The organism is Pseudoalteromonas ardens (genome assembly GCF_030125445.1).
GTDB classification, from domain to species: Bacteria; Pseudomonadota; Gammaproteobacteria; order Enterobacterales; family Alteromonadaceae; genus Pseudoalteromonas; species Pseudoalteromonas ardens.
Genome location: NZ_JASJUV010000005.1, coordinates 264,274 through 290,098 on the forward strand (window position 1 = coordinate 264,274; position 25,825 = coordinate 290,098).

18 protein-coding genes are annotated in these 25,825 nt (G+C 46.8%); 15 read left to right on the forward strand and 3 right to left on the reverse strand.

The features are described 5' to 3' along the window. Positions 1-494: 494 nt before the first annotated feature. From QNM19_RS16740 to QNM19_RS16765, 6 genes are all read left to right on the forward strand, one after another. On the forward strand, positions 495-1,382 hold the full coding sequence (locus tag QNM19_RS16740; RefSeq protein ID WP_049866203.1) for a hypothetical protein: 888 nt from the start codon (positions 495-497) through the stop codon (positions 1,380-1,382). Further along, the gene (locus QNM19_RS16745) at positions 1,379-3,217 is read left to right on the forward strand and encodes a GGDEF domain-containing protein (RefSeq protein ID WP_284026958.1); all 1,839 of its coding nucleotides are present in this window, start codon (positions 1,379-1,381) and stop codon (positions 3,215-3,217) included. The genes QNM19_RS16740 and QNM19_RS16745 overlap by 4 nt, the downstream gene beginning before the upstream one ends. Positions 3,218-3,334: 117 nt before the next feature. Continuing rightward, on the forward strand, positions 3,335-5,458 hold the full coding sequence (locus QNM19_RS16750; protein ID WP_284026959.1) for a two-component system response regulator: 2,124 nt from the start codon (positions 3,335-3,337) through the stop codon (positions 5,456-5,458). A 211-nt stretch (positions 5,459-5,669) separates the two neighbouring features. Next, entirely contained in the window at positions 5,670-9,152 is a 3,483-nt protein-coding gene (locus QNM19_RS16755; protein WP_284026960.1) for an ATP-binding protein, read from the forward strand. Between the two features lie 130 nt (positions 9,153-9,282). Next, positions 9,283-11,958, forward strand: coding sequence for a CHASE domain-containing protein (locus QNM19_RS16760; RefSeq protein WP_284026961.1), 2,676 nt, complete (start codon positions 9,283-9,285; stop codon positions 11,956-11,958). Between the two features lie 102 nt (positions 11,959-12,060). Then, positions 12,061-12,993 carry a diguanylate cyclase gene (locus QNM19_RS16765; RefSeq protein ID WP_049866487.1) on the forward strand — a complete coding sequence of 311 codons (933 nt, stop codon included), beginning with the start codon at positions 12,061-12,063 and terminating at the stop codon, positions 12,991-12,993. A gap of 241 nt (positions 12,994-13,234) precedes the next feature. Here the strand turns inward: QNM19_RS16765 and QNM19_RS16770 are convergent, their stop codons facing one another. Further along, positions 13,235-13,795 carry a metal-dependent hydrolase gene (locus QNM19_RS16770; RefSeq protein WP_049866486.1) on the reverse strand — a complete coding sequence of 187 codons (561 nt, stop codon included), beginning with the start codon at positions 13,793-13,795 and terminating at the stop codon, positions 13,235-13,237. Positions 13,796-14,094: 299 nt separating this feature from the next. Here QNM19_RS16770 and hrpB point away from each other — a divergent pair, with 299 nt between their 5' ends. The 4 genes from hrpB (at position 14,095) to QNM19_RS16790 (ending at position 18,022) form a co-directional block, all read left to right on the forward strand. Next, positions 14,095-16,530 carry an ATP-dependent helicase HrpB gene (hrpB, locus tag QNM19_RS16775; protein WP_284026994.1) on the forward strand — a complete coding sequence of 812 codons (2,436 nt, stop codon included), beginning with the start codon at positions 14,095-14,097 and terminating at the stop codon, positions 16,528-16,530. 393 nt (positions 16,531-16,923) lie between these two features. Beyond that, positions 16,924-17,103 carry a hypothetical protein gene (locus QNM19_RS16780; RefSeq protein WP_284026962.1) on the forward strand — a complete coding sequence of 60 codons (180 nt, stop codon included), beginning with the start codon at positions 16,924-16,926 and terminating at the stop codon, positions 17,101-17,103. 23 nt (positions 17,104-17,126) lie between these two features. After that, complete coding sequence (locus QNM19_RS16785; RefSeq protein ID WP_284026963.1) at positions 17,127-17,678, forward strand: hypothetical protein; 552 nt, start codon at positions 17,127-17,129, stop codon at positions 17,676-17,678. 2 nt (positions 17,679-17,680) lie between these two features. Further along, a complete protein-coding gene (locus QNM19_RS16790) occupies positions 17,681-18,022 on the forward strand; it encodes a hypothetical protein (RefSeq protein WP_284026964.1) in 342 nt (113 codons plus the stop codon). Between the two features lie 53 nt (positions 18,023-18,075). On the opposite strand, the gene QNM19_RS16795 is transcribed toward QNM19_RS16790, so the two are convergent. After that, complete coding sequence (locus tag QNM19_RS16795) at positions 18,076-19,788, reverse strand: alkaline phosphatase D family protein (protein ID WP_284026965.1); 1,713 nt, start codon at positions 19,786-19,788, stop codon at positions 18,076-18,078. Between the two features lie 681 nt (positions 19,789-20,469). Between QNM19_RS16795 and QNM19_RS16800 the strand changes: the two genes are divergently transcribed. The 5 genes from QNM19_RS16800 (at position 20,470) to QNM19_RS16820 (ending at position 25,036) form a co-directional block, all read left to right on the forward strand. Continuing rightward, a complete protein-coding gene (locus tag QNM19_RS16800; protein ID WP_156202495.1) occupies positions 20,470-20,610 on the forward strand; it encodes a hypothetical protein in 141 nt (46 codons plus the stop codon). A gap of 681 nt (positions 20,611-21,291) precedes the next feature. Then, positions 21,292-21,495 carry a hypothetical protein gene (locus QNM19_RS16805; protein ID WP_049866415.1) on the forward strand — a complete coding sequence of 68 codons (204 nt, stop codon included), beginning with the start codon at positions 21,292-21,294 and terminating at the stop codon, positions 21,493-21,495. A 335-nt stretch (positions 21,496-21,830) separates the two neighbouring features. Continuing rightward, positions 21,831-21,971: a hypothetical protein gene (locus QNM19_RS16810; RefSeq protein WP_156202494.1), complete on the forward strand. Its 141-nt coding sequence runs from the start codon at positions 21,831-21,833 to the stop codon at positions 21,969-21,971. A gap of 169 nt (positions 21,972-22,140) precedes the next feature. After that, positions 22,141-22,287 (forward strand): hypothetical protein, encoded by a 147-nt coding sequence (locus QNM19_RS16815; protein ID WP_156202493.1) that lies wholly within the window; start codon positions 22,141-22,143, stop codon positions 22,285-22,287. 442 nt (positions 22,288-22,729) lie between these two features. After that, the gene (locus QNM19_RS16820; protein WP_284026966.1) at positions 22,730-25,036 is read left to right on the forward strand and encodes a methyl-accepting chemotaxis protein; all 2,307 of its coding nucleotides are present in this window, start codon (positions 22,730-22,732) and stop codon (positions 25,034-25,036) included. A 53-nt stretch (positions 25,037-25,089) separates the two neighbouring features. Here QNM19_RS16820 and QNM19_RS16825 read toward each other — a convergent pair whose 3' ends face one another. Then, positions 25,090-25,803 (reverse strand): SOS response-associated peptidase family protein, encoded by a 714-nt coding sequence (locus QNM19_RS16825; protein ID WP_049863850.1) that lies wholly within the window; start codon positions 25,801-25,803, stop codon positions 25,090-25,092. Positions 25,804-25,825 lie beyond the last annotated feature (22 nt).

Sequence of the window (25,825 nt, forward strand, 5' to 3'; positions counted from 1 at the left end):
AGTGTGTTTGCCACTAATTCTAAAGGTCTCAATGAGGCCTTTAATACCAATTTCACTTAATACCTGGTCTATTTGAAGGAGCAAATAGGACGCTAACAGCGTTAAAAATTTCTCATTTAGAACCTTATATCTTAGACATAGGTTCACAAATTTTTGCCTCGCCTACATGGACGTAGGTGCCTCAGCGATAGCAGGATGCGAGAGCGGTGTTATCGACCCTATTTTCTTGCCTCAAAATAGATCACTTAATTAAGCAAATTGGTATTATTTTTCTGGTCCGAAATTGATTTGAGTTTCTTGTTGCACCAGAACCCCAGACTTTCAAATGACGTTTTTTTATCTCTTGTAACTCTTTATTATTGTTTCAATAATTGCGATTTGCGCGCAGTTTTTACTTCATTGTACTGGTTTTTTGTTATTGTTAGGTTAACTTATGTTCGTGCCTTCCTGTATACTAAGGCACACTGTGCGTGATTTGTGTGCTGGGGAGGCAAATGAAGTTTTTGGTGTTGTTATTGCTCGTTGTGTCGCAATGTGCCAAAGCCCACAACCCATTGGTTGTAGATATCATTAGCAGTGAGAACTTTTCTCAGCGTTATCAAGCATTTCTACAGGGGCGCTCGGTGCTTGATGTCACTGATTTTCGCCCAACCACACAGGGGTCTCATATCGAGATCATCGAAATGGTGTTATTGCAACAAGCGCTGTTTCTAGGCGGTGAAACCCGTGAGGTGGTTTTCAATCCTAAGCCTTCAGTCAATATTCTTGAATTCACAGATATGGTTGCCGGAGAAAGCCTGATATTGGCACGTACCGTTTGGCATGAAGATGTCATTAATTATCGTGGCTCAGTGTATGTCAGTGATCCAGTCGTGAAATTCGGAGAGTATGAAGCCGGTATATATGTGGCAAAGCGTAATCAGGCGCTGCATCAGACCACACAAGATGGGCTGGAGCAGCTAACGTTGGTGGCCAACCCTCGCTGGCGGGTAGACTGGCACGCCCTGACAAATAGCAACATGAATCTGGTGAGCTTCATCGGTCCCTGGGAAAGCATGCTGAATATGGTGGAAACTGACATCGTCGATGGCATGCTGGTCAACTTCAGTGTCAGCGAATCTTTGCAGTTAGTGTTTGAAGGCCGAGATTATGTGCCCATAGAAGGGGTAAAAATGGTGCTGCCTGATTCACGTCACTTTATTGTCAGCAAACGTCACCCTGAAGGAGCACAGATTTTTGCTGCGCTGAACCGGGGCCTGAAAGAACTCAGACGTCGGGGGGTGATCCGCAAAGCGTTGACGGAGTCTGGCTTCATTAATCGTAAGGTACAAGATTGGGCCGTCATTAATCGAGCTATGCTGCCGCAGGAGTCCAGACCATGATCCGGCTCGGGGCGCCTTTAAGCTGGCTGCTATCTCTGTTGTTCAGTGTGTCTGTGATGGCCACTGAGCTCGCTTCGCCCGAGCAGCTTGAAAAATCCCTGGCCGGGTTGAACGAAACACTCAAAAGTGATTTTGACCTGTCGCTGCTCCCCGAACTCAGAGCGTTGCGGCGCGACGCACAGACGATTGATGCGCTGGAAATCGTCGCCCAAACCTTACTGCTGGAGGGGCAGATCCGCCAGCAATACGGTGACTATCAGCAAAGTCTGGTGTTGCATAACGATGCATTACAGCTGGCTGTAGAGCGTCAGGATCTGGCGCTGATGGCGCAAAGTCGATTGGCCATTGCCAGGTTAGAAATGGACCTTGAGCGCTATAACTATGCGCAACGTTCACTGGATGATGTGCATCAGCTGATAGATCAGCTGCATAACAAGGCTCAGGCAACGCCTTATGTGGCTCACCAGTTATTATTGGCACACAGATTATGGCAAGGCTACCTGTATGTCTTGCTGGGGAGCTATCATCAGGCCGTTGCGGCCCTGCATACGGAAGATCTGGTGGTAACCGGCACGCCAGAACCCCTTGATAAACTGCTGCTGGTCAGGGCCTGGGCATTGCTAAAACTGGGCCGTTATCAGCAGGCACAGCCTATCCTCAATCAGGTTGCTCAAAGTAACATTCTCATTCGCAATCAGCGTATGCGGATCCGGTTTAACTTGCTGCAATCCATGGCCTGGTTGCAGGCCGGAGCGTTTCAAAAAACACTCGATACAGCGATGCCGGCATTAATGGAAACTTTCACAACCCGATTTTTAGAAGAGCAGGCTGATTTGCAGTTTGTGTTGTCCAATGCCTACGTGCAGCTGGGTGACTACCAGCAGGCGCATTTATATCTGAAGCGCTATGCTTTGAGTAAAGATGCACTTAACTTTCAAAAGCGCAACAATAAGTTGCTGCAATTAGAGTCGCAGTACGCGCTGGCAACACAAAAACAGCAGCTGAGTTTGCTGGAAAAAGACAATGCGATACAGGCACAGGAGATTTTCCGTCACCAACAAATTTTGGAAAATACGCGCCTGGCGCAGCAGCGTGGCGCATTGTTGCTTATTCTGGCGTTGGCATTGTTGGGGTTCTTATATTGGCGTTGGCAGAACAAGCGTTATTTGTCTTTATTGGAAGAGCAAGTAAAACAGAGAACCGCTGAGCTGGATGAGCGAAATCGTCGATTGCAGGCGCTCAGTTATTCAGACAGCCTGACGGGCTTGCACAACCGGCACTACTTTTTTAGTGCGGCAGACAAACTACTCGCGCAATCCCAGGATGTGTCGCAGAACACGATTTTTTGCCTGATAGACATCGACCATTTTAAACAGATCAATGACAGTTATGGCCATGCCACTGGTGATGTGGTGTTACAGCAATTTGCAGAGGTGGTCACGAGTCAGCTCAGGGCACAGGATGAGTTGGTACGTTGGGGTGGCGAAGAGTTTTTGCTGGTAATGCCTCAAACTGATATGACAACAGCACAGCAGGTTGTTGAAAGGCTCCACAATGCAGTGGCGCAGTATGTGTTTAGCCACGATGATCAGCCGCTGAGCTGTACTTGTTCCATTGGTTTTGCCGCGTATCCCTTGCGCCTGGCTGATGCACAGCTTGCGAGCTGGGAGCAGGTACTGGAACTGGCTGATAATTGCCTGTACCGTGCAAAAAATGGCGGGCGCAATGCCTGGGTAGGATTGAAATTACCCGCTCAGCCACTGGCTATGACCTTTGAGCAACTGCAGCAAAATATGGAAACGTTTACCGTCACCAGTACTCAGCTTGCGGGTTAGTGGTGACATTTTGCATATTTTCTAATGATAAAGTATTTAAATAATTAGGCTGTTCAGTTTAAAACACGCCGGCTTGGTCTATGCTGATTAGATTAAGGAAACGTGGAAGGTTAGCACGTGAGACTGAACTTGCCCGACAATGCAAGAATACTGATCGTCGATGATGACCCCAGTAGCATACTGATCATCAAAAAAGCCGTGAGTGACTTAGGTGAGGTGTTCTCCACCTCTGAAGCCAGCTATGCTTTGATGCTGATTAAAGAGATCCAACCCCATGTGATTTTGCTTGATATCGACATGGGCGAATACAATGGCGTGGATATTTGCCGCACACTGAAAAGTGACCCGCAAACAGCCCATTACACGGTTGTTTTTATTACTGCAAGTCGCGACCCCGATACAGAATTCAAATCTCTGACTGAAGGCGGTGCTGACTATATTTCGAAACCGATAGATCTGAAAACCTGCCGTATGCGGGTGTATAACCAGCTGGCGATCGTGGCTTATCAGGATGCACTGGAAAGTACCACCGAGTTATTACTGCGAGAGAAAGAGCTCTTTCAGGTGACGCTCAACTCGATAGGTGATGCCGTTATCGCCACAGATAAAGCAGGCTACGTAAGTTATATGAACCCGGTGGCGGAACGCTTGACTGGTATTGCGGCAAGTTATGCTTTGGGCTCACCGATAGAAGCAGTGATGGACTTACGTGACGCCACCACGCAGAGCGAATCAATCAATCCTGCCAGAAGAGCACTTACCGAAAAGCGCAACGTGGCAATGGCCTTAAACTGTCAATTACACAGCAAAGATGGCCAGATATATCGGGTCGAAGACACTGCTTCACCCATTCGTGGCGAAGACGGGACGGTATTAGGGTCGGTGATGGTGTTTCACGATGTGAGCGAGTCGGTTGCGATGGCAGTGCAAATGAGCTTTTTGACCAACAATGACCAGCTGACTGGCCTGCCAAATCGGGTACTTCTTCACGACAGACTCCAACATGCAATAGCCAGTGCCCGGATATCGAATATGCACGTAGCTATCTTATTGATAGATATAGATCACTTTAAGTATATCAATGATGCGCTGGGCCATCATCTGGGCGATGAACTGATTAAGAAGGTAGCGAAACGACTGGAGTCGGTGATTGACCCCAATGCGTCGCTGGCACGGGTGGGGGGAGATGAGTTCGTTTTACTTTTGGAAGAGGTTCGCTCTGCGAGTTATGTGTCGGTTGTTGCGAACAACCTGATCGCCAGTTTTAAAGAACCATTTCTACTTGAACAAAAAGAGTATCAGATTTCAGTCAGCATAGGCGTGAGTATGTCATTGATGGATGCTCACGAAGAAGAAGTGCTGATGCGCCATGCTGATGTTGCTATGTATCGGGCCAAAAACCAAGGTCGAAATACGGTGTGTTTTTTTTCTCAGGAGCTTGAAGCCGAGTTAATGAAACGCCATGAGCTGGAGTTGTTATTGCGTGAAACGCTGGATGCAGATGCGTTAACGGTGTTTTTTCAGCCTCAGATTGCCATTGACTCCGGTTGCGTGTGTGGTTTTGAAGCCCTTGTGCGGCTCAAAGAAAAATCAGGCGCACTGGTTGCACCCCAGGAGTTTATTTCGCTGGCCGAAGAGTTGGGTCTAATCGACGAATTGGGTGAGCAGGTCTTGCATAAAAGTTGTGCATTCGGGCGTCGTTTGCTGGATCAAGGGGTGATGCTTAAAGTCAGTGTTAATGTGTCGTCTCAGCAACTGAAGCATGCTCTGTTTGTCGATCAGGTTGCAAGGTGCCTGGAGAAGCACAAGTTACCGAGTCGGCAGCTAGAGCTGGAAGTGACAGAAAGTGCGCTGGTTGAGAGTTTTGAACAAGTGCAATGCAAACTCGCTGAGCTGGCTGACATGGGGGTTACGATCGCCATTGATGATTTTGGAACGGGTTATTCCAGTTTATCCTATCTAAAAGTGTTTCCCCTGGATGTACTTAAAATCGACAAATCATTCATACAAGATATGGGAACAGGCGAGCATCATTTTGGCATTGTACAGACAATCGTATTACTAGCGCGCGCTCTTGGCCTCAAGCTGGTGGCAGAAGGCGTAGAGACAGACTCCCAGGTCAGTGAGCTCAAATCACTCAAATGTGACGTGGCACAGGGCTATTTCTATGCCAGGCCCATGGATAGCCAGAGCGCATTTAAGTATGCACTGGCACATTCCCTCGGCAAAGATCAAGTTTAGGGAGTAGAGTGTATGTTGGCGGTCTATCTGTGAGTGCAAATATCGTGGGGTGTCAGGGCTTTTCAGCTTTTCTTGAAAAAAAATGACTGTGGCCCTGTAATGCCGGTTGCATAGGCTATAGTTTGCATATGCATACCATTTTGGTGGGGTGGTTGCGGCCTTACACTTTGAGAGCCGCCAAAAACTCGTCTGCTGGGTTAAAAGGTCATATATGATAGGGATTCTGTCTGTTAAAAAAAATAAGCAAACGCGCTGGTTTGCGGGCGCATTCAGCGTATGTTTGTTGTTGATGATAGTGTTGGCTTTGATTTTCTTCGAGCGCAAGCTGCAAGGTGAAGTGCAATTTGAAGTAGAAAACCAACTCAGGCAGAGTGCAGCACATATCGCTGAGCAATTCGAGCGCCGTTACCGGGCAGATTTAAGCTATTTGCACTTTCTAAAAGATACGCCACCTTTTCCGGGTATTGCCCGCGCACTGAAAAATAACGGGGTCGATCCACAGGATAACCAACCCATTGATTTGTGGAAATCTCGCATTGCGACCATTTTTAGGTCTCTGATCCATAATAATGCTGAGTTATTGCAGTTGCGTATCATCATGCCGGACGGTCGTGAGTTTGTCCGGGTTGATCGGCGTCGGGGCAAAGTAGAGCGGATCCCCGAAGCCAAGTTGCAGGACAAATCGCATAAAGATTACGTTCAGGAAACTCTGGACTTGTCTGAAGAAATGCACTTTGCATCGCGTATTTCCCTGAATTTTGAAAATAACAAAGTGCAACGGCCATTCACCCCGGTTTTGCGTATTGCGATGCCTCTGTTTGATGCCGACAATGACCTGTTTGGCTTGTTGGTGCTCAATTCCAGTGCGAAGCAGCTAATCGAATTACTGGACAGTGACACGGGCGAGTATTACCTGACTGACCACCAGGGGCATTATATCTACGGGCCTGACACGGTGTTTCATTATACCCGGGACCTGGCCAGACCACGTATGTTTGACGATGACTTCAAACTACACAGTACAGCCAAGGGGCGTGTTGATGGGGTATATAAGCACGGCACAGATACCCTTCAGGTCGCCATACAGCAAGAGCTCAATAGTGGTTATCAGGGCCCCGGTCATGAGATGTTTATCACGGCAATTGCGCTTCCGCAACAGGCCTCAGCATTGCTAAATGAACGACGTTTGTCGAGTTATATGCTGTTAGCCGTGGTGACTTTAGTGCTGCTGTTATTCATGGGGGGGATTGTTGTTTTCTATCGTAATCGTGAGCGCTATCAGGAAGATAAAGCCGTCTATGAATCGATTATTGATGGGGCGGACGAGCCTATTATCAGCTTTGATACACAGCTTAACGTACAGACATATAACAGTGCGTCTTTATTGATATTTCCCAGCCTTGCGGCCAGTGAGCGACAGCACAATATTACCGACCTGATTGAACTGCCCATGGACCGTTTGCAGGGCGCTGTGTGCTACTTTAAGAGCGAGGGCGCACCCAAAGATACTGACTGGTATGAGCGTTACACCGTACAGGATGAAGTTCGGCATGTGAATTTCAAAGTTTCGCCGGTGCGGGGTCCCGATAACCAGCTGGTTGGGGTTACTTTGTTCGGTCGTGATACAACAAAAGAAAAACTCAGTGAACAGCAGGTAAAAAGTGCGAACGAAGGTTTGGAGCGGCAGGTTAAGGAGCGCACCGGGGAGCTGGAGGCCGAAAAGGCCAAAGCGGTTAAAGCGTCTGCGGTTAAGAGCGCCTTTATCTCTACCATCAGCCATGAAATGCGCACCCCGCTCAACGGTATTCTGGGTACACTCAACCTGATCCGTCGTGAGCCGCTGACCAAAAATCAATTATCGTATCTGGAAATGACAGAAACCAGCTCTTCTACGCTGGCTTCTCTAATCAACGACATTCTTGATTTGTCTAAAATTGAAGCCGGTAAACTGGAGCTTGAGCAAGAGCCGCTTAACCCTATATCAGTGGTGGAGCATGTTGTGACATCCATTTCTTTGAAAGCGTACGAAAAGCAGCTCACTTTGGTGGTCGATGTTGCAGATATTGATTTTATTGAACTGGTGGGAGATGCTGGCCGGATCAAACAGGTCATCTTTAACCTGGTGAGCAATGCGATAAAATTCACCAGCAAGGGATGTGTTTGTGTGCGAGCAGAGACGACAGAAGATGCAGGTAAAATATATTTGACGGTAGCCGTAGAAGATACCGGGGTGGGGATTGATAAAAATAACCACCATAAGATTTTCTCTGCTTTTACCCAGGAAGACAGCGGTATCAGTGCAGAGTTTGGTGGTACGGGACTTGGTTTGTCAATTTGTAAAAACCTCTGTGAATTGATGGGAGGGCAAATTGGCTTTGAGTCGCAAAAGAACATTGGCAGCAAGTTTTCGTTTACCTTACCGTTTGCTTTGGATACGGCAAAGGCTAAACCTCATAGTAATCTGTTGGACGGACATCGGTTTGAGCTGCATGTGGATGACGGGCGGGAGCGTAGTTTCCTTTCACATGTCATTACCAAGTACGGGGGTACTTTGGTGGAGCGCAACGGTGAGTATCTGGTTGTGGATCATAACCATCCGCATATTGAAAACCTGACTGATACTACGGCATATGCTCGCACTATCGTGCTGTACAGTGAATTTTCCCAACAAAATATCGCTAGCGGATGTTTGGCTAAACTGGTTAAACCTATTCGTTTGGGTCATTTTCTGTCTGTATTTGATCAGAATGCGATTGAAAAAATGCTTAAGAACCAGCACCAGGTGCATGTCCCCAACATACAGCATCATGCGCACAATGACCTCAGCGGTGCGACAGTAATGATTGTGGATGATAACCAAATTAACCGAGAAGTTGCCCGGGGGATACTGCATGGCATCGATGCGGATGTGGTGACATATCAATCTGGTCATGAAGCCTTAAGTGCCTTACTGAACTTTGAAAAAAACCATCAGCCGGTATTTGCCGTTTTGATGGATTGTAATATGCCAACAATGGATGGGTATCAGGCAACGCGCTTAATCAGAGAAGGAAAAGGAGGTGAATCGTTTCGCCATATTCCGGTGATTGCAATGACGGCCAATGCGATGTCTGGGGAACGGGAGCGTTGTCTTGCGGCTGGTATGGATGATTACGTGACCAAGCCCATACAGCCCAAGCTGCTATTTGATGTATTGTCTAAGTTTATGTCCTATCAAAAACCGGATGAACGCCAAACGCACAGTTTGTCTGATAATCACGCTTCAGAAGTGACAGAGGGCCTGAGTGCATCAAATCGAGCAGAATCGGCATCTGATTTATCTGGTAAAGTACTTGATGTGAGTGGCACGATCGAACGATTGCAGGGTGACATTGAGTTATATCAGCAAATTTGCAGGCTATTTTATGACGCTGCGTCAGAGAAGTTATTGGCACTGAAAGAACACTGCGATGCGCTTGCCCACGCTCAGGTCAAACAGATCAGCCATGCATTGCGCGGGCAAAGTGGTGATATCGGTGCTCAAAGGCTAACCCAGTTACTGGCTAAGCTGGAAGAGAAGGCGGGTCAGCAAGACGGCACGGATTATACTGTGTTGGTGGAGCGAATATCTGAACAGTTTCAGGTGCTTGAACAGGCGCTCCAGAATGAGGTGTTTGAAACGTCGGTCGTGCCGAAGCGAAGCAACGAAAGTTAATGCGTATTGATACGATAGCAGGGTGGTATCAACATATGCAGATAACCAGACGGCAAGCCAGACTAAGGTGAGTGCTGTGATAAAACACCCAAATGAATCACATAGAGGAAATAGACCTCTCTGGCAGCTTATGTGGCCTTTATTGCTTGTCGTTGGGTTGGGCGCCCTAGGTGGTTGGTACAGCCATCAATCTCATTTGCAACGTATTGATGCACGCATAAAAGGTGCCATGGCAGATGATCTGACTCGTCTTACTCAGGCAATGGAAGAGCGAATGGCATTGTATCGCTATGGGTTGGCTGGGTTGCGCGGTGCCATTCAGACAGTGGGGGCGCAGCACTTTACTTACGATCATATGCAGCGCTATACAAGCAGTCGCTATCACGAACGAGAGTTCCCGGGGGCACGGGGGTTTGGGTTTATTCGCTTTGTTCCGAGTGAAAGCAAAGCCGAGTTTGTTCAGAGCACACGGCAGCAAAGGCCTGATAAGCAATTTAGCATTAAACAAATCACGCCACATGAACAAAGCTTGTATGTGATCCAGTTTATCGAGCCTGAATCGCGTAACAAGCAGGCGGTAGGCCTGGACATTGGCTCAGAAGTTATGCGTCGGATTGCGGCAACTGAAGCCGCCAGGCGCGCTGCAGTTACATTAACCGCCCCAATCACCTTAGTACAGGCAAATCAAAAAGCGCAGCATGGCTTTTTAATACTCATGCCGGTGTATACGCAAGACAGTATCCCTGAAAACTCCACGGAGCGTATGGCTCAACTGGCAGGCTGGAGTTACAGCCCGATCCTCATTGATGAAGTGCTGGACTCGCTGAAAGGGATTAATCGTAACCTGGTTCTCAACGTCAGAGATATCGACCGTCAGGATAGTACTTTGTTCTTTAGCCACGGAGAGGTGCAAGCAGAACTGAATCAGTATCGAGTCCACAGCATCAGTCAGCTGTATGGTAGGACCTGGCGGCTGGAGCTCAGCCCCACCACGAATTACATTGAGGCGCTGAGGTTGCCGAGTCCATACCGAGCGGTGCGAGAAGCGGTGATGATCACACTGGCATTAATGCTGGTGGTGTTTTGCGTACAGCTGCTGATATTACGCGTTCACCAGTCTAAAGCACACCAGCTTGATTTATCTGAAACACGGGAAAAAGCCCTGTCAGAGGCCAATGCGGTGCTGGAACAAAAAGTACTTGCCCGAACAGCTGAAATAGAACAAGTGGGGGTATTACAGCGCAGTATTTTAGCCAGTGCGACCTACTCAGTGATAGCAACCGATGTTCAGGGAGTGATCACGGTCTTTAACCCTGCGGCGGAGAAGCTCCTGGGTTATAAAGCGCAAGAGATGGTAGGTAAATGTACACCTGCTGTGTTTCATCTGGAACTGGAAGTGGCACAGCGCGCTGAACAGTTAACGGCGGAACTGGGTTATCCGGTAGAGCCTGGATTTGAAGCCTTTGTGGCGAAAGCACGTCATGGCAAAAACGATGTGAACAACTGGACTTATGTCAAAAAGAGTATGCAATTAACGCCGGTACGCCTGAGTGTGTCGCGCCTTCAGGACACCCATGGTCAGTTGGTTGGTTTTTTGGGGGTTGCTTACGACCTGACTGAGCAGTTGGAGCATGAACAGGCGCTGGCGGAAGCAAAGCAAGTGGCTGAGCATGCAACGCGTGCCAAATCAGAATTTTTGGCGAATATGAGCCATGAGATACGCACGCCCATGAATGGCCTATATGGTACTTTACAGCTGTTGAGTGAGGAAACACTGTCTGGTAGAGCCAGGGAGTATCTGGAAAAAGCCACTTATTCGGCCAAGGCATTAATCACCATCATCAATGATATTCTGGACTTTTCTAAGATTGAGGCAGGAAAACTCTCATTGGAGGTTCGGCCATTCAATTTGACGGAATTAATTAGCCATATTCAGGCAGACTTGCAGGCTGTGGCCGCTCAGAAAGGAATTTATCTGAGTGTTGTTGAGCATTTTGAGCATGCCTGCTGGGAAGGAGATGCCGTCAGGGTTCGACAAATACTCCTCAACTTGATCTCTAATGCAATAAAATTTACCCAAAAAGGGGGAGTGGACCTTGAAATCGAAGAGGTGCAGGGTGAGCCAGGTGTGGTGTTTAGTGTGCGCGATACAGGCGTGGGTATCGGTAAAGAAGCGTTAGGCCGATTGTTTCAGCGTTTTGAGCAGGCTGATAAGTCCACGACCCGTAAGTTCGGGGGAAGTGGATTGGGACTATCCATCACGCATTCTCTGGTTGAACTGATGGGGGGGACCATTGAGGTGCAAAGTATGGAAAATGTGGGCAGTGTTTTTACGGTGTACCTGCCACTTGAGAAAAGTACACAGGCACAGGCCGAGCTGTCTGAGGATGGGATCGCACTCCCTGATCTAACCGGTGTGCAGGTGTTAGTTGCAGAAGACAATGAAATTAACCAATTGGTGGTTCGTGCGTTGCTCAATAAATGTAATGCAGACATCACTATGGTATGGAACGGTCAAGAGGCTGTCGAGCAGGTAGCGCAGCAGTGCCCGGAGTTTGTGTTAATGGATATTCAGATGCCTGTGATGGATGGCGTCGAGGCATGTAAACTCATAAAACAGCAGCACCCGGCATTGCCAGTGATAGCCCTGACTGCTAATGTGTTAACCGAAGACAGGCAAAAGTATCAGCATGCAGGTTTTGATGGCTATATCGCAAAACCAATAGAACAAAAAGTGCTTTGGCAGGTGATTTCAGCACATGTACCGCAACCCAATAGAATGTTGGGTCGGCTGAAATCCCTATAATGAGCTATGATAGTAGTACCCTCGTTAATTAACTCAGGCAGTCCGACCTGTCTTAGTGTGGGTGTAGAGTGGCAGAACCCTGGGTAAACGGGATGGAATTCGATGTTTGAAATTGTACACAGTATCGAGAGCTGTACGGTATTAGTGGTGGATGATGCGAAAGCGATCCGCAAGTTGGTAAGTGCGATATTAAAGCCAGTTTGTCGCACGGTGAGTTTTGAAAGTGCAGAAACTGCCTTAAAAGTATGCCACAAAATTAAACCCGATCTGATCATCATGGACATCAATCTGGAGGGGATGTCCGGACTACAGGCTTGCAAAGAACTTAAATCACAACCTGACTTGGCTGACATTCCCGTGATTTTCATTACAGCAAGCCAGGAACCCCAGGTACAGGAAAAGTGCTGGGATGCAGGTGCCGTCGATTTCATCGAAAAGCCACTAGTTGCCAGTACGCTGGTTAAACGGATTTCCACCCATCTGAAGTACAAAGTGCAGGCAGACATTCTCACCAACCAATCTTTTGTCGATGGTCTGACAGAGCTATATAACCGCCGTTTTTTCGATATTGAAATTGACCGCCTGTTAAAGGATAGCCTGCGTCGGCGAGTGCCTCTGGCATTACTGCTTATTGATATCGACTTCTTTAAAAAATTCAATGACAGTCAGGGACACCTTGAAGGAGATAAAGCGTTGAAAGATGTGACCAGGCAAGTGTCGTTGTGCACTCAGCGTCCGGTCGATCTGGTGTGTCGTTATGGCGGTGAAGAAATCGCCGTGTTGCTGCCCGATACATCGGTACATAGTGCGCAGGAATTTGCTTCTAAGGTCGTGCAAAGTGTTGCAAAACTTGCCATTGCTCATCCAACATCGCCCCATAATTTTGTCACTGTGAGTGTCGGTTTGTCCTGCACGGGCAGCGCAAAAGCCACTACGCCGGCCAAGCTCATTGAGCAAGCTGATGCCGCTTTGTACAATGCCAAAGAATCTGGGCGCAATCAGTATCAGGCCAGTATGGCTGTTCCCTCTTACTAATACCAATTTCACTTAATACCTGATCTATTTGAAGGAGTAAATAGGGCGCTAACAGCGTTAAAAATTTTTTATTTAGAACCTTCACCTAAGGTATAAGTTCGCAAATTTTTGCCTCGTCTACATGGACGTAGGTGCCTCAGCGATAGCAGGACGCGAGAGCGGTGTTATCGACTATATTTTCTCGCCTCAAAATAGAACACTTAATTAAGCAAATTGGTATTATTCCCGCCGGGCTGGTGCCTTACTGTTTGGTGTATCTAGACAAGAACCTGGTGCACAGTGCACGTGCTGCACTGTCCAGCTTATCGCCGAATAGTTCAAAGAAAGAGATGTCTTTGCGTTTTATGTAGCCAATGCAAAGTAGTACGAGCAGCAACCAAATCAGCTGATTTTGCCAGGCGTTCAGTGCCCACTGTCCTTGCCAGGTAAACCCGGTGTTGTTGAATGGGTAAAAGTACTGGATGGGCCATTGATAGCCATCCGGCCCCTTGGAGCCAATTAAGTCGGTGAATAAATGCAAATGGATGGCGATAAACGACAACAGCCAGACGCAACCTCGTCGGGTACGTGCCAGCAACCCGGCACAGGTTGCGATGCCTATCGCAAACAACAGGTTGTGGCCATAGATATGATGCCATTGTTGATAGTATCGGGTTGTCCCCGAGAGCCAGTCAATGAGCAACCCGGCACCGTCCAAGTCCGGGGTTAAGCCTGCGACAGTAATGAGTATACGTTCACGTTTTGTAGTCAGTGTGCTGGCGCCGCATAGCCAGCTCATCATCAGGTGTGCACTGGGTGTCATAGGGTCCTTTGATTAATATGTTTGTCTGGTTTTGCTTTTGCGGCCGTTCAAACTGAATGAAGCGGTGCGCCCCCTTTTTGGATGATCTCACCAGGCTCTGCTGGTTGTCCATTTATATGGGGTAAATTTGTCTATTTACAGTGAAAACGTAACCAAAGCAATGTGGAGAATGGGGGCCAGATAAGATGCGGGGCAGTTGGAGAATGAGAGACGAGCTATTCAGAATGAGTCACTTAAATTGCGGGATTAGTATAAACTAGCCGTATATTGGACTTAATACAGCAGTAAAAATGAGCTCAGTGCTACCCATTCAGGCCGTCTACAATGAACTTGTCTCGCAATTAACTACGCAGCCCCGCGTTTTATTACAGGCGCCCCCTGGTGCTGGTAAGTCCACCTGGCTGCCGCTACAGCTCATGTTAGATGGGCATTTTAAGCGTATCATTATGCTAGAACCCAGGCGTCTGGCAGCACGTAATATTGCGGGCTTTCTTGCCGCACAACTGGGCGAGTCTGTAGGAGAGCGGGTGGGATTGCGGATCCGTCAGGAAGTCAAAGTATCTGCTCGCACTCAACTTGAAATTGTCACCGAAGGCACATTAACGCGTTTGCTTCAGGCTGACCCTGAACTGGATGGCGTTGACTTGCTGATTTTTGATGAATTTCACGAGCGTTCTTTGGCAGCGGATACCGCGCTGGCGTTTGCGCTGGAGTCGCAAATGGCGTTGCGCGATGACTTGCATGTGCTGGTGATGTCGGCGACGCTGGACAGTGAGCGGTATCAACAATTTTTAACATGTCCTCTGGTGCGTTCTGATGGGCGCAGCTTTCCTATTGAAGAAATTTATGTACCGTTGAAAGATGAAAGCCGTTGGCTTGAACATATCCCGGCGATGGTACGCAAGGCCCTAAATGAGCAGACCGGCAGCATCTTAGTGTTCTTACCTGGACAGAAAGAGATTCGCTATGTGTCAGACGCGTTGCGGGATACCTTTAGCGCTCAACCGGATCTGATGTTAGCCACATTGTCAGGTGATCAGGACAAACAAGCTCAGCAGGCTGCCATTGAGCCAGCACCCGCGGGCATGCGCAAAGTGGTGCTGACGACGAATGTTGCCGAAACTTCCCTGACCATAGAAGGGATCCGTATCGTTGTGGACAGCGGCAAGCGCCGGGCAGCTCACTATAATTTGCGCACGGGTGTCAGTGAGCTGGTGACACAGTCCATTTCACGTAGTTCAGCGGTACAGCGTGCCGGGCGTGCAGGTCGTATTGAGGCTGGGGTGGTATATCGTTTGGGCAGTAAGGCTTTGTTCGAGCGTCGTGATGCCCATGATCGGGCGGACATTCTGTGCAGTGACCTGAGTGGCCTGATGTTGGAAGCTAAGGTGTGGGGCAGTGAGGTAACTGAACTGGCCTTGCTGGATGCGCCGACAGAGGCTCAGCTGTCTAAAGCGCAAGCCTTGTTACGTAGCCTGGAGTTAATTGATGACCGTGACCGCGTCACGGTGCTGGGTAAACAAGTTCAGTCATTGGGCGCAGATCCCAGATACGGCCATATGCTATTAAAGTCAAAAGTGCTTGAAGCCGATTACCCGGGAATAACCCGCCTGGGCTGTTATTTTATCGCGCTGCTGGAAAGCCGAGTGTCAGTGTCTGCTGAGTTGAGTATCGCATTACAACAGCAAGTGCAAAACCCACATGGTGCTTTTCGTCAGCAGCTGTCGTATTGGTTGCGTCGGGCACAACTTCAGCAAGCACAAGGGGAGCTCGCGATTGAACACCTGCCAGTCGTGATTGCGCTGGCGTTCCCCGACCGTCTGGCAAAACGTCGCGGGCAGGGCTGGGTGTTGGCCAATGGTGCCGGGGTGAATGCGCACAAAGAATACTGGCTGGATGCTAACTATCTGGCAATTGCCGATCTCGGCGGCCACAAAGGGCAGCAAATCTTCAGTGCAACAGCATTTGAACCTAAACAGTTATATGCTGCGTTGCCCTATTTGTTTACTGAGCAGGACGTGTGTGAGTTTGAGCAAAAGTCAGGGCAGTTTATCCACGAGCACCGTATTTGTCTCGGTCATTGGGTGTATCTTGCAAAACCCGCAGCGGGACCTGTCGATACGGCATTACGCACTCAAGCCTGGTTAACTCTGGTGCGTCAACAAGGGTTATTGATTTTTAATGGCTATGCAGATTGTGAAGACTTGCTAACCCGAATGGCGCTGGCTCAGCGGCTCTACCCTGAGGAGTTTCGGGCTCAGGATGAGCAGAGTTTGCTGATGCGTCTTGAGTCGTGGCTTGGTCCTTATTTAGACACTATTAAGCAGTTACCTCAGCTGAAAAAGCTCGATCTTCATGCTGCTTTGTTGAGTACTTTGGAATGGTCACAACAGCAGCGCCTTAACGCGTTACTGCCTCAGCGTATTATGGTTCCCAGTGGATCAAATATACGTATTCAGTATCAGCTTGATGGGCCAGCTCGCCTGGCGGTAAGAATGCAGGAAGTGTATGGCATGAGTCACAGTCCAGTGTTGTGTGAAGGGCGTTTACCTGTGCTGATGGAGTTACTTTCTCCCGCTCAGCGGCCACTGCAATTGACTCAGGACTTAGCCCATTTCTGGCAATCCAGTTATCGTGAAGTACAAAAAGAAATGAAAGGGCGCTATCCAAAACATTTCTGGCCAGATGATCCGGCAACCGCTCAGGCTACCAATCGGGTGAAGAGCCGAATGTAGTGCCATTTAAAAAAGCCTTAAGCTTAAGGTAATTATCTTGCCAATGTCGTATGTGAGCTAACTCCATAAGAAAGTACAGCCAGTCGTATTGTTCTGATGGAGCAGGTTCGCTGAGAGCACTATGCGCGGACTACATATGTAAGCCTCTTATGTACTCCTGACTTCAGCTCTAAATTGCACTTTGTCGCATAATTTTTTAAAGCAGCATCTTTAATATTAATATTTTCATGGTAATTTGGTTTTTTGATATATTTGTCAATAGGGTCTGGCTAAAGTGTATTTCAGTTACATTTGTGTTAATTTGTGTTTGCAAGTTTGGTTTTGCTTGTTTAACATGAATACCGCACGAGGCTAAGACTGTTCTATCTTAAAAAGAAACGTAAGGAAAAGCCCATGAAAGCTTCTATCAATCGAAATAGTCATCGCTTAAGTGTGAAATCTAAAAAACTTAAGCAGTTAACCGATATCAGTTTATCACAGGAACAGCTGGCTGAAGTCTTTGGCGGTGGGGGTGGAGCCGATGGTGCCCAACCTACACGTCCCTTCCACTCTGCGCCTTATTGTTGCCAGTAGAGTTTATATATAAAGGATTGAGCATGAATGAATTTTACATCGTGGCGGGGTGGGGAATACGTTTTCTTGAACTTATCGTTGTGCTTTTTGTAATTTTTTCTTTCAGAAAACATAGCTTTAGCTTATTTTTTGGTGGTAAGTCGAGTTTAAAAACACCTGCCGACCATAAAATGCATTCATGTTTTTTAACAGCGCTGGCTGTACTGGTTTTTCATGCCATCAGTGGTAGTTTAGCAACATACATGTTGGACATAGAGGCGGATAATCAGTTAGTGATTAAGCTGTATTACTTTGTGATCGTGTGCACAACTGCTGCTTATGCTGCTACCTTGTATTTACTTCATGTTATCAGAGGGTGCCAGTTCACCAGGGTGGCTCGGTATAGTCTGTATATTACCTTATTCCTGATGTTATTAAATGCCGCCCAGCTGGTCTTGAGGGGGTATCTGGGGAATGAGCTGCTGTACTCTATATATGGCCCTGCAACTGTGATCGCTAATCTGTGTGAGTGGCTGATTGTTGCCAAATATCCGTTTTATAAATTTATGGAAACCCGGATCCGGCAGGAGGCTTAAACATGTTGCTACTCGTTCTTACCTCTTTGGCTATTTTTTTGATGCTCGGTATCATTATAGGCGCTTGTATTCAGGGGACCCAATTACATGGGCCAGAGCAAAAAGTGCAGGATTTTTTTACGCGGTTTCGTGCTGAAGAAGACACCCGGCAAGAATTATATGAATCCGCATACAGGATAGTAATGGATTTGGGTGAGGCGCTGGATGAAGAAGATATAATCGCGCAATGTGATGCAGTGCGTAGTGCTCACGATAGAGCGCGCGCTTTCAAGGCTCAGGCGAAGGACCAACCAATTCCCGACTCTCCCAGAGCAGCTAGACAGGGTCTGAAGGTGGTCAAATAAGTACGTTAAGAAGCTGACCTACAACGGCAGATCAGCGTATTTTTTCGTATGACCTAAAATGTAATGATAGTCGACACTGCTTCTTCCTCAGCTGTTTCTATCGACATCTTAATGGTCCGTTTTTGCCAGTCTATATCCAGCATGCCATAGTTACTGCCAGACTTGTTGATTAAGTGACGGTTACTGGTAGTGAGATCTGCGATGTCTGCACTGACAACGCCAACCTGACCTGTAGGTATGGTTGCGCCACTGCCAGCACAATTACCCCATTCACCTTTAACGCCATTGCCGCTTTCATCTACTTCGGTGTAACACCAGGGTTTGTCATGATCTCGGGTAATACACCCCTGATAGGTTACCGCAGCATATTTAGCAGGAAATTTGCACTGTTTGTTGTAGTTACCATCTCCTTTGGTATCGGCATAGACAGGCAAACGCAACGGGTTTTCGATGTGATATGGCCAGTTTTGTCCAAACCCGGAAGCCGTCACCTCATAAACTCTGGCCATGTTGCCATGTTCATTACTGGCAGGAATATCTTTTTGTAGTAGCTCTCCCCAGTGTTGGTCGCCAGATAAGAAGATCACTGCTTTTGCATTACCTGCATTGATCGACTTTTGTACCAACCTCAGCAGGCGTTCGCGTTCCAGAGGGACTTCAGCCCAGGATTCGTAACTAGTACCCGACATGTCGGATTCTTGCAGGTTACTTATTGCCTGCTCGAACTTTTTACCATCTCCAAAGGCACAATAGTTATTCCGATTGCGACCCTGATATAAAGGAGGCAAAACCTGTATTCCACTGGCTATTAACTTGATTTCAGATGGCTTGCTGAGCTCTTTTTCCAGCCATTGCCACTGTTGTTCACCCAGAATTGTAGTCGCATCGCCTTCACAGGCACCATAGCTGGCAAAGGTAGGTGAACGAAAATAACGCGCATCTAGCGTGATCACATGAGTTTGTTCGCCTTTTTGTCCCAGTATTTTCGCTTCATAGATCCCTGCCTGACCGTTTAGTCTGGGGTCGTCCGCTTTGGCATCAAAATGGCGTAAATACTCCTGCTGGCTTTCGGCACGTTTAGGATAGTGTTTACCGTCATTGTTACGGCCAAAGTCATGGTCATCCCAGGTGGCCATAACCGGAATTTCAGCAGCCAGAAACTTTTGGTAGTCTGCATTGCGCTTCTTATCATCATATTTTTGGCGCATAGTGCTCATGTCTTCGGTGTCAGCGTAAATATTGTCACCTAGCCAGAAAAATAGATCGGGCTTATGTCCTATCAGGCGTGCCAGAGCAGCAGGCATGTCGCCTTTTGTTTTAAAGCAGGAGCCCAGCGCGACACGATCCAGGCGCTTCTCTGGTTTCGGGTGCGTGTGGCTCATCAGGGGATCCGGTGTTTGTGTTGCACACTCTTCCCAACTTCCCTGTTCATCAACATAACACCAGGGGGCACTGTGATTGCGTGTCGAGCAGCCGTAAAACTGTTCGCCCTGATAGCTGGAGGGCGTTTTACAGCTTTTTCCGGAGACGGTGGTAAATGCAGGGATGGTTTCAACCCGGACATTACCCCAGCTGGAGCCATCAGTGGCTTGTTTAAGATAGCACCACTGGCTACCAGAGTTGTTTTTATCCGTTGTGCCCTGATAACTGGCACCCAAATAGCTAAATGTGTTCTGACACTGGTCGTAATGCACTTCTGGGGCGCTCAGGGCATGGCAACTGGCAAATACAGTGCTGATGCTGAGTAATAAGCGTATTGTCTTCATTATTTTACCTGGTATTAACGCAAGCGACGCAAACAAGTTGTGCTTGCAAGTTCTGTATGTATTTCCTTTGTTAATTCAACCCAGATGTTCTTTGCAAGTTGCATAGTTTCGGTGCACGGGAAGCCTCATCCTGTTGAGGAAGGCGCAATTTTAGAGACAGGATGTGAAATAATGTTTTCAACTTTATGTCAAAAAAAAGTTGGTTGACACCTTTGGGTTTATTATTGCGAATTTTTGTTTCAGAGGTGCGTTAAATGAATTGGTGTGTAATGTGAAAGAGTTGAGGTGCGTGGTAAAGCCTGTTTTTGTATCTAAAAAGTGTACTTTGTGTTCAGAGTGTTTTTATTTGTTTTGTTTTTTGTGTCTATGAATCTGTTCATTGCTATCTTTGATTTGTTTTAGGCTGCTTATGGCGATTTTAAATGAATGGCAATGAAGTCTGAAAGGCTGAGAATTTATTATAATATCTAAATTTAATGAGAAGTGAGTGATCGCTTTCCTAATAGGTTAATGATGCCTTTTTGTGGATTTTGATATTGTTTATAAAAATAAATTTTTCATTATTTTGTTTTTTTTGATGTTTTGTTTGTTTTCTTTTTTATTGAATTTTTATTTGACAGGTTTTTATCTTTTGTGTTTTATTGAAGTCGGTTTTACTAAATAATTAAAAGGAAAGTTAAAATGAAACTATCACTAAAAAAACAAAACCTAAAAAACCTGAACAAACAAGAGCAACTGCTGCTTAAAGAGACACGTCAAATCGTAGGTGGTGGCTGGAATACTCAGACTGGATGTTACGAGCAAGGCTGCCAGTATCGCTAAGCTTGTCGTTAACTCATTTGTTGACACACTGATTCATAAAGAATAAGGCCGCAAAGTGGCCTTATTCTGAGTAAAGTGGGATACTCTCAAGTTCACAGTAAAATACTGACCATTAATATAAGTATCAATGCTGAATAAACCATTCGTGCTACTTTGCACCAAATCGCTTATTATTTTGTGGAAGAGCTTATTTCACTTGCGTTCTTTCGCGTTCTTTCTCTGAAAGAATAGAACCCTAAACTACACTGCTCAATTGGTCATATCTGATTGACATCAAAAACTAATTATTAATTACTAGTATCAAAGTATCAAAGTATCAAAGTGTGTAAGTGTGTAAGTTGATCTTGCATCTAATTAATTTTAATAACTAAATTCATGTCTAAGGTACCTTGGTGGTAGTGGAAGTCACATCTCCATAGTGTCGCACTACTGTACTTTGATATGGTGTATTAGCTGTTGTTGACGTACCTAATCTCTGGTTATTAACGGGTTTCAGTTTCAGTGGCTGTGGTTTACATTGACCTATTCTCCCTACCCGGAATAGGTTTGTTTTGTACTGTAGGAGTTCACATGCAATAAAAAAACCGTCTGAGTATCGTTGCTGTTTTGCTTGCCGTTATCCCTTTACTTATTACCTGCTTTGTTATCTGTGTTTTGGCCTGCCAGGAAGGAAAAGCCGCCGTGACGAAGGAAATTGAAAATAACCTGGTTTCACGTCGTAACGCGATGCAAGCTCAGGTTGAGCATTATTTTAAAACTATCTCGGATCAGGTGGTAACACTGGCGGGATCCACGATGGTGGTTGACGCCATTCGGGCTTTTTCAGCTGCGTTTGCGAGTTATCCGTGCGCCCTGGAGGCTGAATTATCTCTGAGCCGTTTTTAGGAAACTCAGTTTCTTGACTAATACAGACAAAAAACCGGGTGACAGTCTCAGCGCGAGCAGCCTGTTTGCGCGACTTAAAATGATTGGTAATGAGGGTTTAAAGGCCATGGTTTTATGATAGTTCATAGCTTTTTAAGTATGTGAGTGGTTACATATAAAATGGCTCTGTGATGTACTTTCATAGATTGCTTTTACTATTAATAAAAGCAGGATATTCATTTTTTTGATTGTGGATTTTTTTAAGTTTTTTTTGTTTTAATTTTTTATTTGACAGGCTTTTATCTTTTGTGTTTTATTTAAGTTGGTTTTATTAAACAATTAAAAGGAAAATTAAAATGAAGTTGTCACTAAAAAAACAGAACCTAAAAAACTTAAACAAAAAAGAGCAACTACTGCTTAAAGAGACACGCCGTATTGTAGGTGGTGGCTGGAATACTCAGACTGGTTGCTATGATAACCCTTGTGAGCTTGCATAATGTTATGCATGCCGAATGGCTGTCTTAAATAATTGGACCACCTCTTTGGTCCTCGTAGGCCATTTTATTATCTAAAACCCTATATTAGTAAGGGAGTGAAATTTAAAAAACAAGTTAACATTCACTTACGATTTGGGGCTCATGTTATTTAAATAAAAGGAAATTGATTATGAAACTAAAAGTGAAAAAGCAAAAATTAAAAAATCTCGATGACACAATGAATATCAATGCGAAAGAAACTATGAAGATCGCCGGTGGCGGTACAGGCACTTCAGCTTTAAGTAGTTGCAGAGAAGTACCTTGCCAGACATTGTAATAAGAAGGTGGATCTTTTTACTCTATATGCTTTTTGGGTAGAGTAAAATATACACAGATTACCCGCTTTTTTAATCGAGCCTGTGACATGGCTCGATTTTTTTCCCTGCCGGTAAAAAATAATCAGCACTACAACCCGCCTTAATTGGTCATACCTGATTGACATCAAAAACTAACTATTAATTACTAGTATCAAAGTATTAAAAGGTGTAGGTTGATCTTGCATCTAATTAATTTTAATAACTAAATTCATGTTCAAGGTGCCGTGGTTTTGTAACTCACATCTCCATAGTGTTGCGCTATTGTACTTTGACATGGTGTTTTAGCTGCTGCTGACGTACCAAGCTTCTGATTATCAACGGGGTTAAGTCACAGTGGCAGTGGTTTGCATTGACCTATTCTCCCTGCCCGGAATAGGTTTGCTTTGTACTGTAGGAGTTCACGTGCAATTAAAAAACCGTCTGAGTATCGTTGCTGTTCTGCTTGCTGTTATCCCTTTACTTATTACCTGCTTTGTTATTGGTGTCTTGGCCTACCAGGAAGGAAAGGCCGCCGTGACGAAGGAAATTGAAAATAACCTGGTTTCACGTCGTAACGCGATGCAAGCTCAGGTTGAACGTTATTTTAAAACTATCTCGGATCAGGTGGTAACACTGGCGGGATCTACGATGGTGGTTGACGCCAGTCGGGCTTTTTCAGCTGCATTTGCGAGTTATCCGCACGCCCGGGAGGCTGAATTATCTCTGAGCCGCTTTTATGAAACCCAGTTTCTTGACCAATACAGACAAAAGAACCCGGGTGACAGTCTCAGTGCGAGTAGTCTGTTCACGCGACTGAGCCCGACAGCGCGTGGGCTTCAAAGTCACTATATTGCAGCCAACCCCAATCCGCTAGGGAGTAAAGATCAACTGCTGGATACGGGTGATAACAGCACCTACAGCGCAGTACATCGCCGTTATCACAAAGCACTGCGTGAGTTTCAGGCACGTTTTGGCTTCTACGATGTGTTTATTACCAATCCTCAGGGCGATGTAGTGTACTCCGTATTTAAGGAGTTGGACTTTGCAACGTCACTGACCAATGGCCCATTTCGCGAGTCTGGTTTGGCACGTGCCTATGAGGCAGCCCGTGCCCAGCATGTGCGCGAAGGACACTTTGTCGACTTTAGCCCTTATATGCCGTCTTACAATGCTGCGGCAGGATTTATCAGTTCTGCGATTTTGGCTGATGACGGCACTTTGCTTGGTACTTTAATATTCCAGCTGCCAGTGGATGAGATTAATCGCATGCTGACACTGAATGAGCAATGGTATGAGCAAGGGCTGGGCGACAGTGGCGAGCTTTATCTGGTCAACCAAAACAAGATGCTGCTAAATAACAGCCGGTTTTTTGTGGAAGATCCGGGTGGTTTTATTGCCCAGCTCAGGTCATTTGGTGTCGATAATGACATGGTCGATAACATTGAACAACAACATACCACCATAGGCACATTGCGAATTGACTCCCCAGGCACCCGGGCTGCATTGTCAGGTCAAAGTGGCTTCGCTATTTTCACTGACTACCGGGCTGTCTCTGTCGCATCGGCCTACGCACCGCTGGAAATCGACGGGCTACACTGGGCGATCGTGAGCGAAATTGATGAAAGCGAAGCTTTCGCCATGATCACCGAATTGAAATACTCCGTGCTTCGATCCTCAGTATTATTTGTGTCTGTGGCGGCAATCATAGCCAGTGTGGTGGGCTTCTTTGTTGCTAATCGGGTTACGCGGCCTGTTATTGCTGCCAGTAATGCGATCCGCGGTATCGCAGATAATAACGATTTCAGGTTACGTGCACCCGATGAAGGAGATGATGAAATCCGCGACTTAAGCCGCTCGGTAAATAGCTTGGTTGAGCGGCTACAACATAACTTTGCTGACTTATTGCACAGTGCTCATACGCTCAAAGAAATGTCCACGGCGTTGTCAGAGCGGGTTGCGGGGCTGATTGATGGGGTGAATAAACAATCTCAGGATTGTGAGCAATCGGCGACTGCCGGACAGCAAATGCAGCATACGGTTCAGGAGGTGGCAAGCAGTGCACTGAATACTTCGGAGCAGACTCAGCAGGTGAGTACTCTGACTTCTCAGACTAATCAGCTGGTGGAGCACTGTGCTGATGTCTCGGAACAGCTGGCCGGGGAGATGGATAAAGTCGGGGAGGTTATGAATGGGTTGTCGTCTCAGAGTGAGCAGATAGGCAGTGTGCTGGACGTGATCCAGGCTATTGCTGAACAAACCAACTTATTGGCATTGAATGCGGCTATTGAGGCGGCGCGAGCCGGTGAGTCAGGGCGTGGGTTTGCGGTAGTTGCAGATGAAGTTCGTGGCCTGGCTCAGCGCACTCAGCAGGCGACAGAGGAAATTGAACAGATGATCAAAGCGCTGCAAAGTGGGGTTGGTGAAGCACAGCAGTCAGTGCAACAAAGCCGCGAGCGTTCTGTCGATAACGCCCAGACATCTGAGCGGGCAAAAGGATCCTTGAGCGAGGTGTCTGATGCGATTGAACAAATTGTGGCTATGAATACACAGGTGGCGACGGCGGCGGAGGAGCAGTCGGCGGTGGTTGCGCAGATCAGCCAAGCCATCAGTGCCATCAGCGAAGAAGCCAATGGTAATTTAGAACGTGGCCAGGATATTGACGACCGATCACAGCATTTGGCGAAGTTAGCCGTACAATTAGACGACATTCTGGCGCGTTATCAGGTGTGACTTTTTTCACATCAGCCAGAGTGCCGTGAGCGGGTGCAAAATACTGTATCAGCTCACCCCTTATTACGGGGAGGATCTTTGGCGATATAAATGGTCTCACCCAGAGGGTGGTACTGGCTGGGTTTATCTATCTGGATGGCAGCCAGACGTTGATATAAATGAGGGATCAGCAAATGCGTAAAGCGACCGCCATCATGTACTGTACTGTCCAGCCATGCATTGAGTTCAGCAGGGTCGGGCGGCAGGATCAGAGGGCTGGCTTTGTCATGATAGCGGCGCAATTTAGGATGTGCTGGTAAAGTGATGACTGAGCAGGAGTAGTGCTTTTGCCCGCTGTCCGGGTGGTACCATACCTTATATAACCCGCCTAAACATAACGCTCCGTCTGCGGCGATAAAATCGTAATAGTGTTGTGGTTTACCCTTTGCAAACTGGGTTTCTCCAAAGCCTTTTACCACGATAATACAGCGGCTGTAGTGAAACGGCTGATAGGCAGCACTGCCTTTGACATGCAGTTTGTCATAGCGGCTATTGAATGAGGTATATTTGGATGGCTTAAAGCCTTGCCCGGGCTGTGGATCCAGTAACAGCCACCAGGTTGCGTTGCTGAGTTGTCGCTGGCCATTCTCTTCATGAACAATACTGATGCTGTCAGTCGCTTTTTTAAAACGACCAAAGTGCATTGTTTCTTTTGGGTTTGCAATACCCAACCCTGCTAATACTTCGATCACAAAAGGGTCATCGGTGATATTTAATCGTCCACACATACTATGCTCCTGTTGTCCTAAT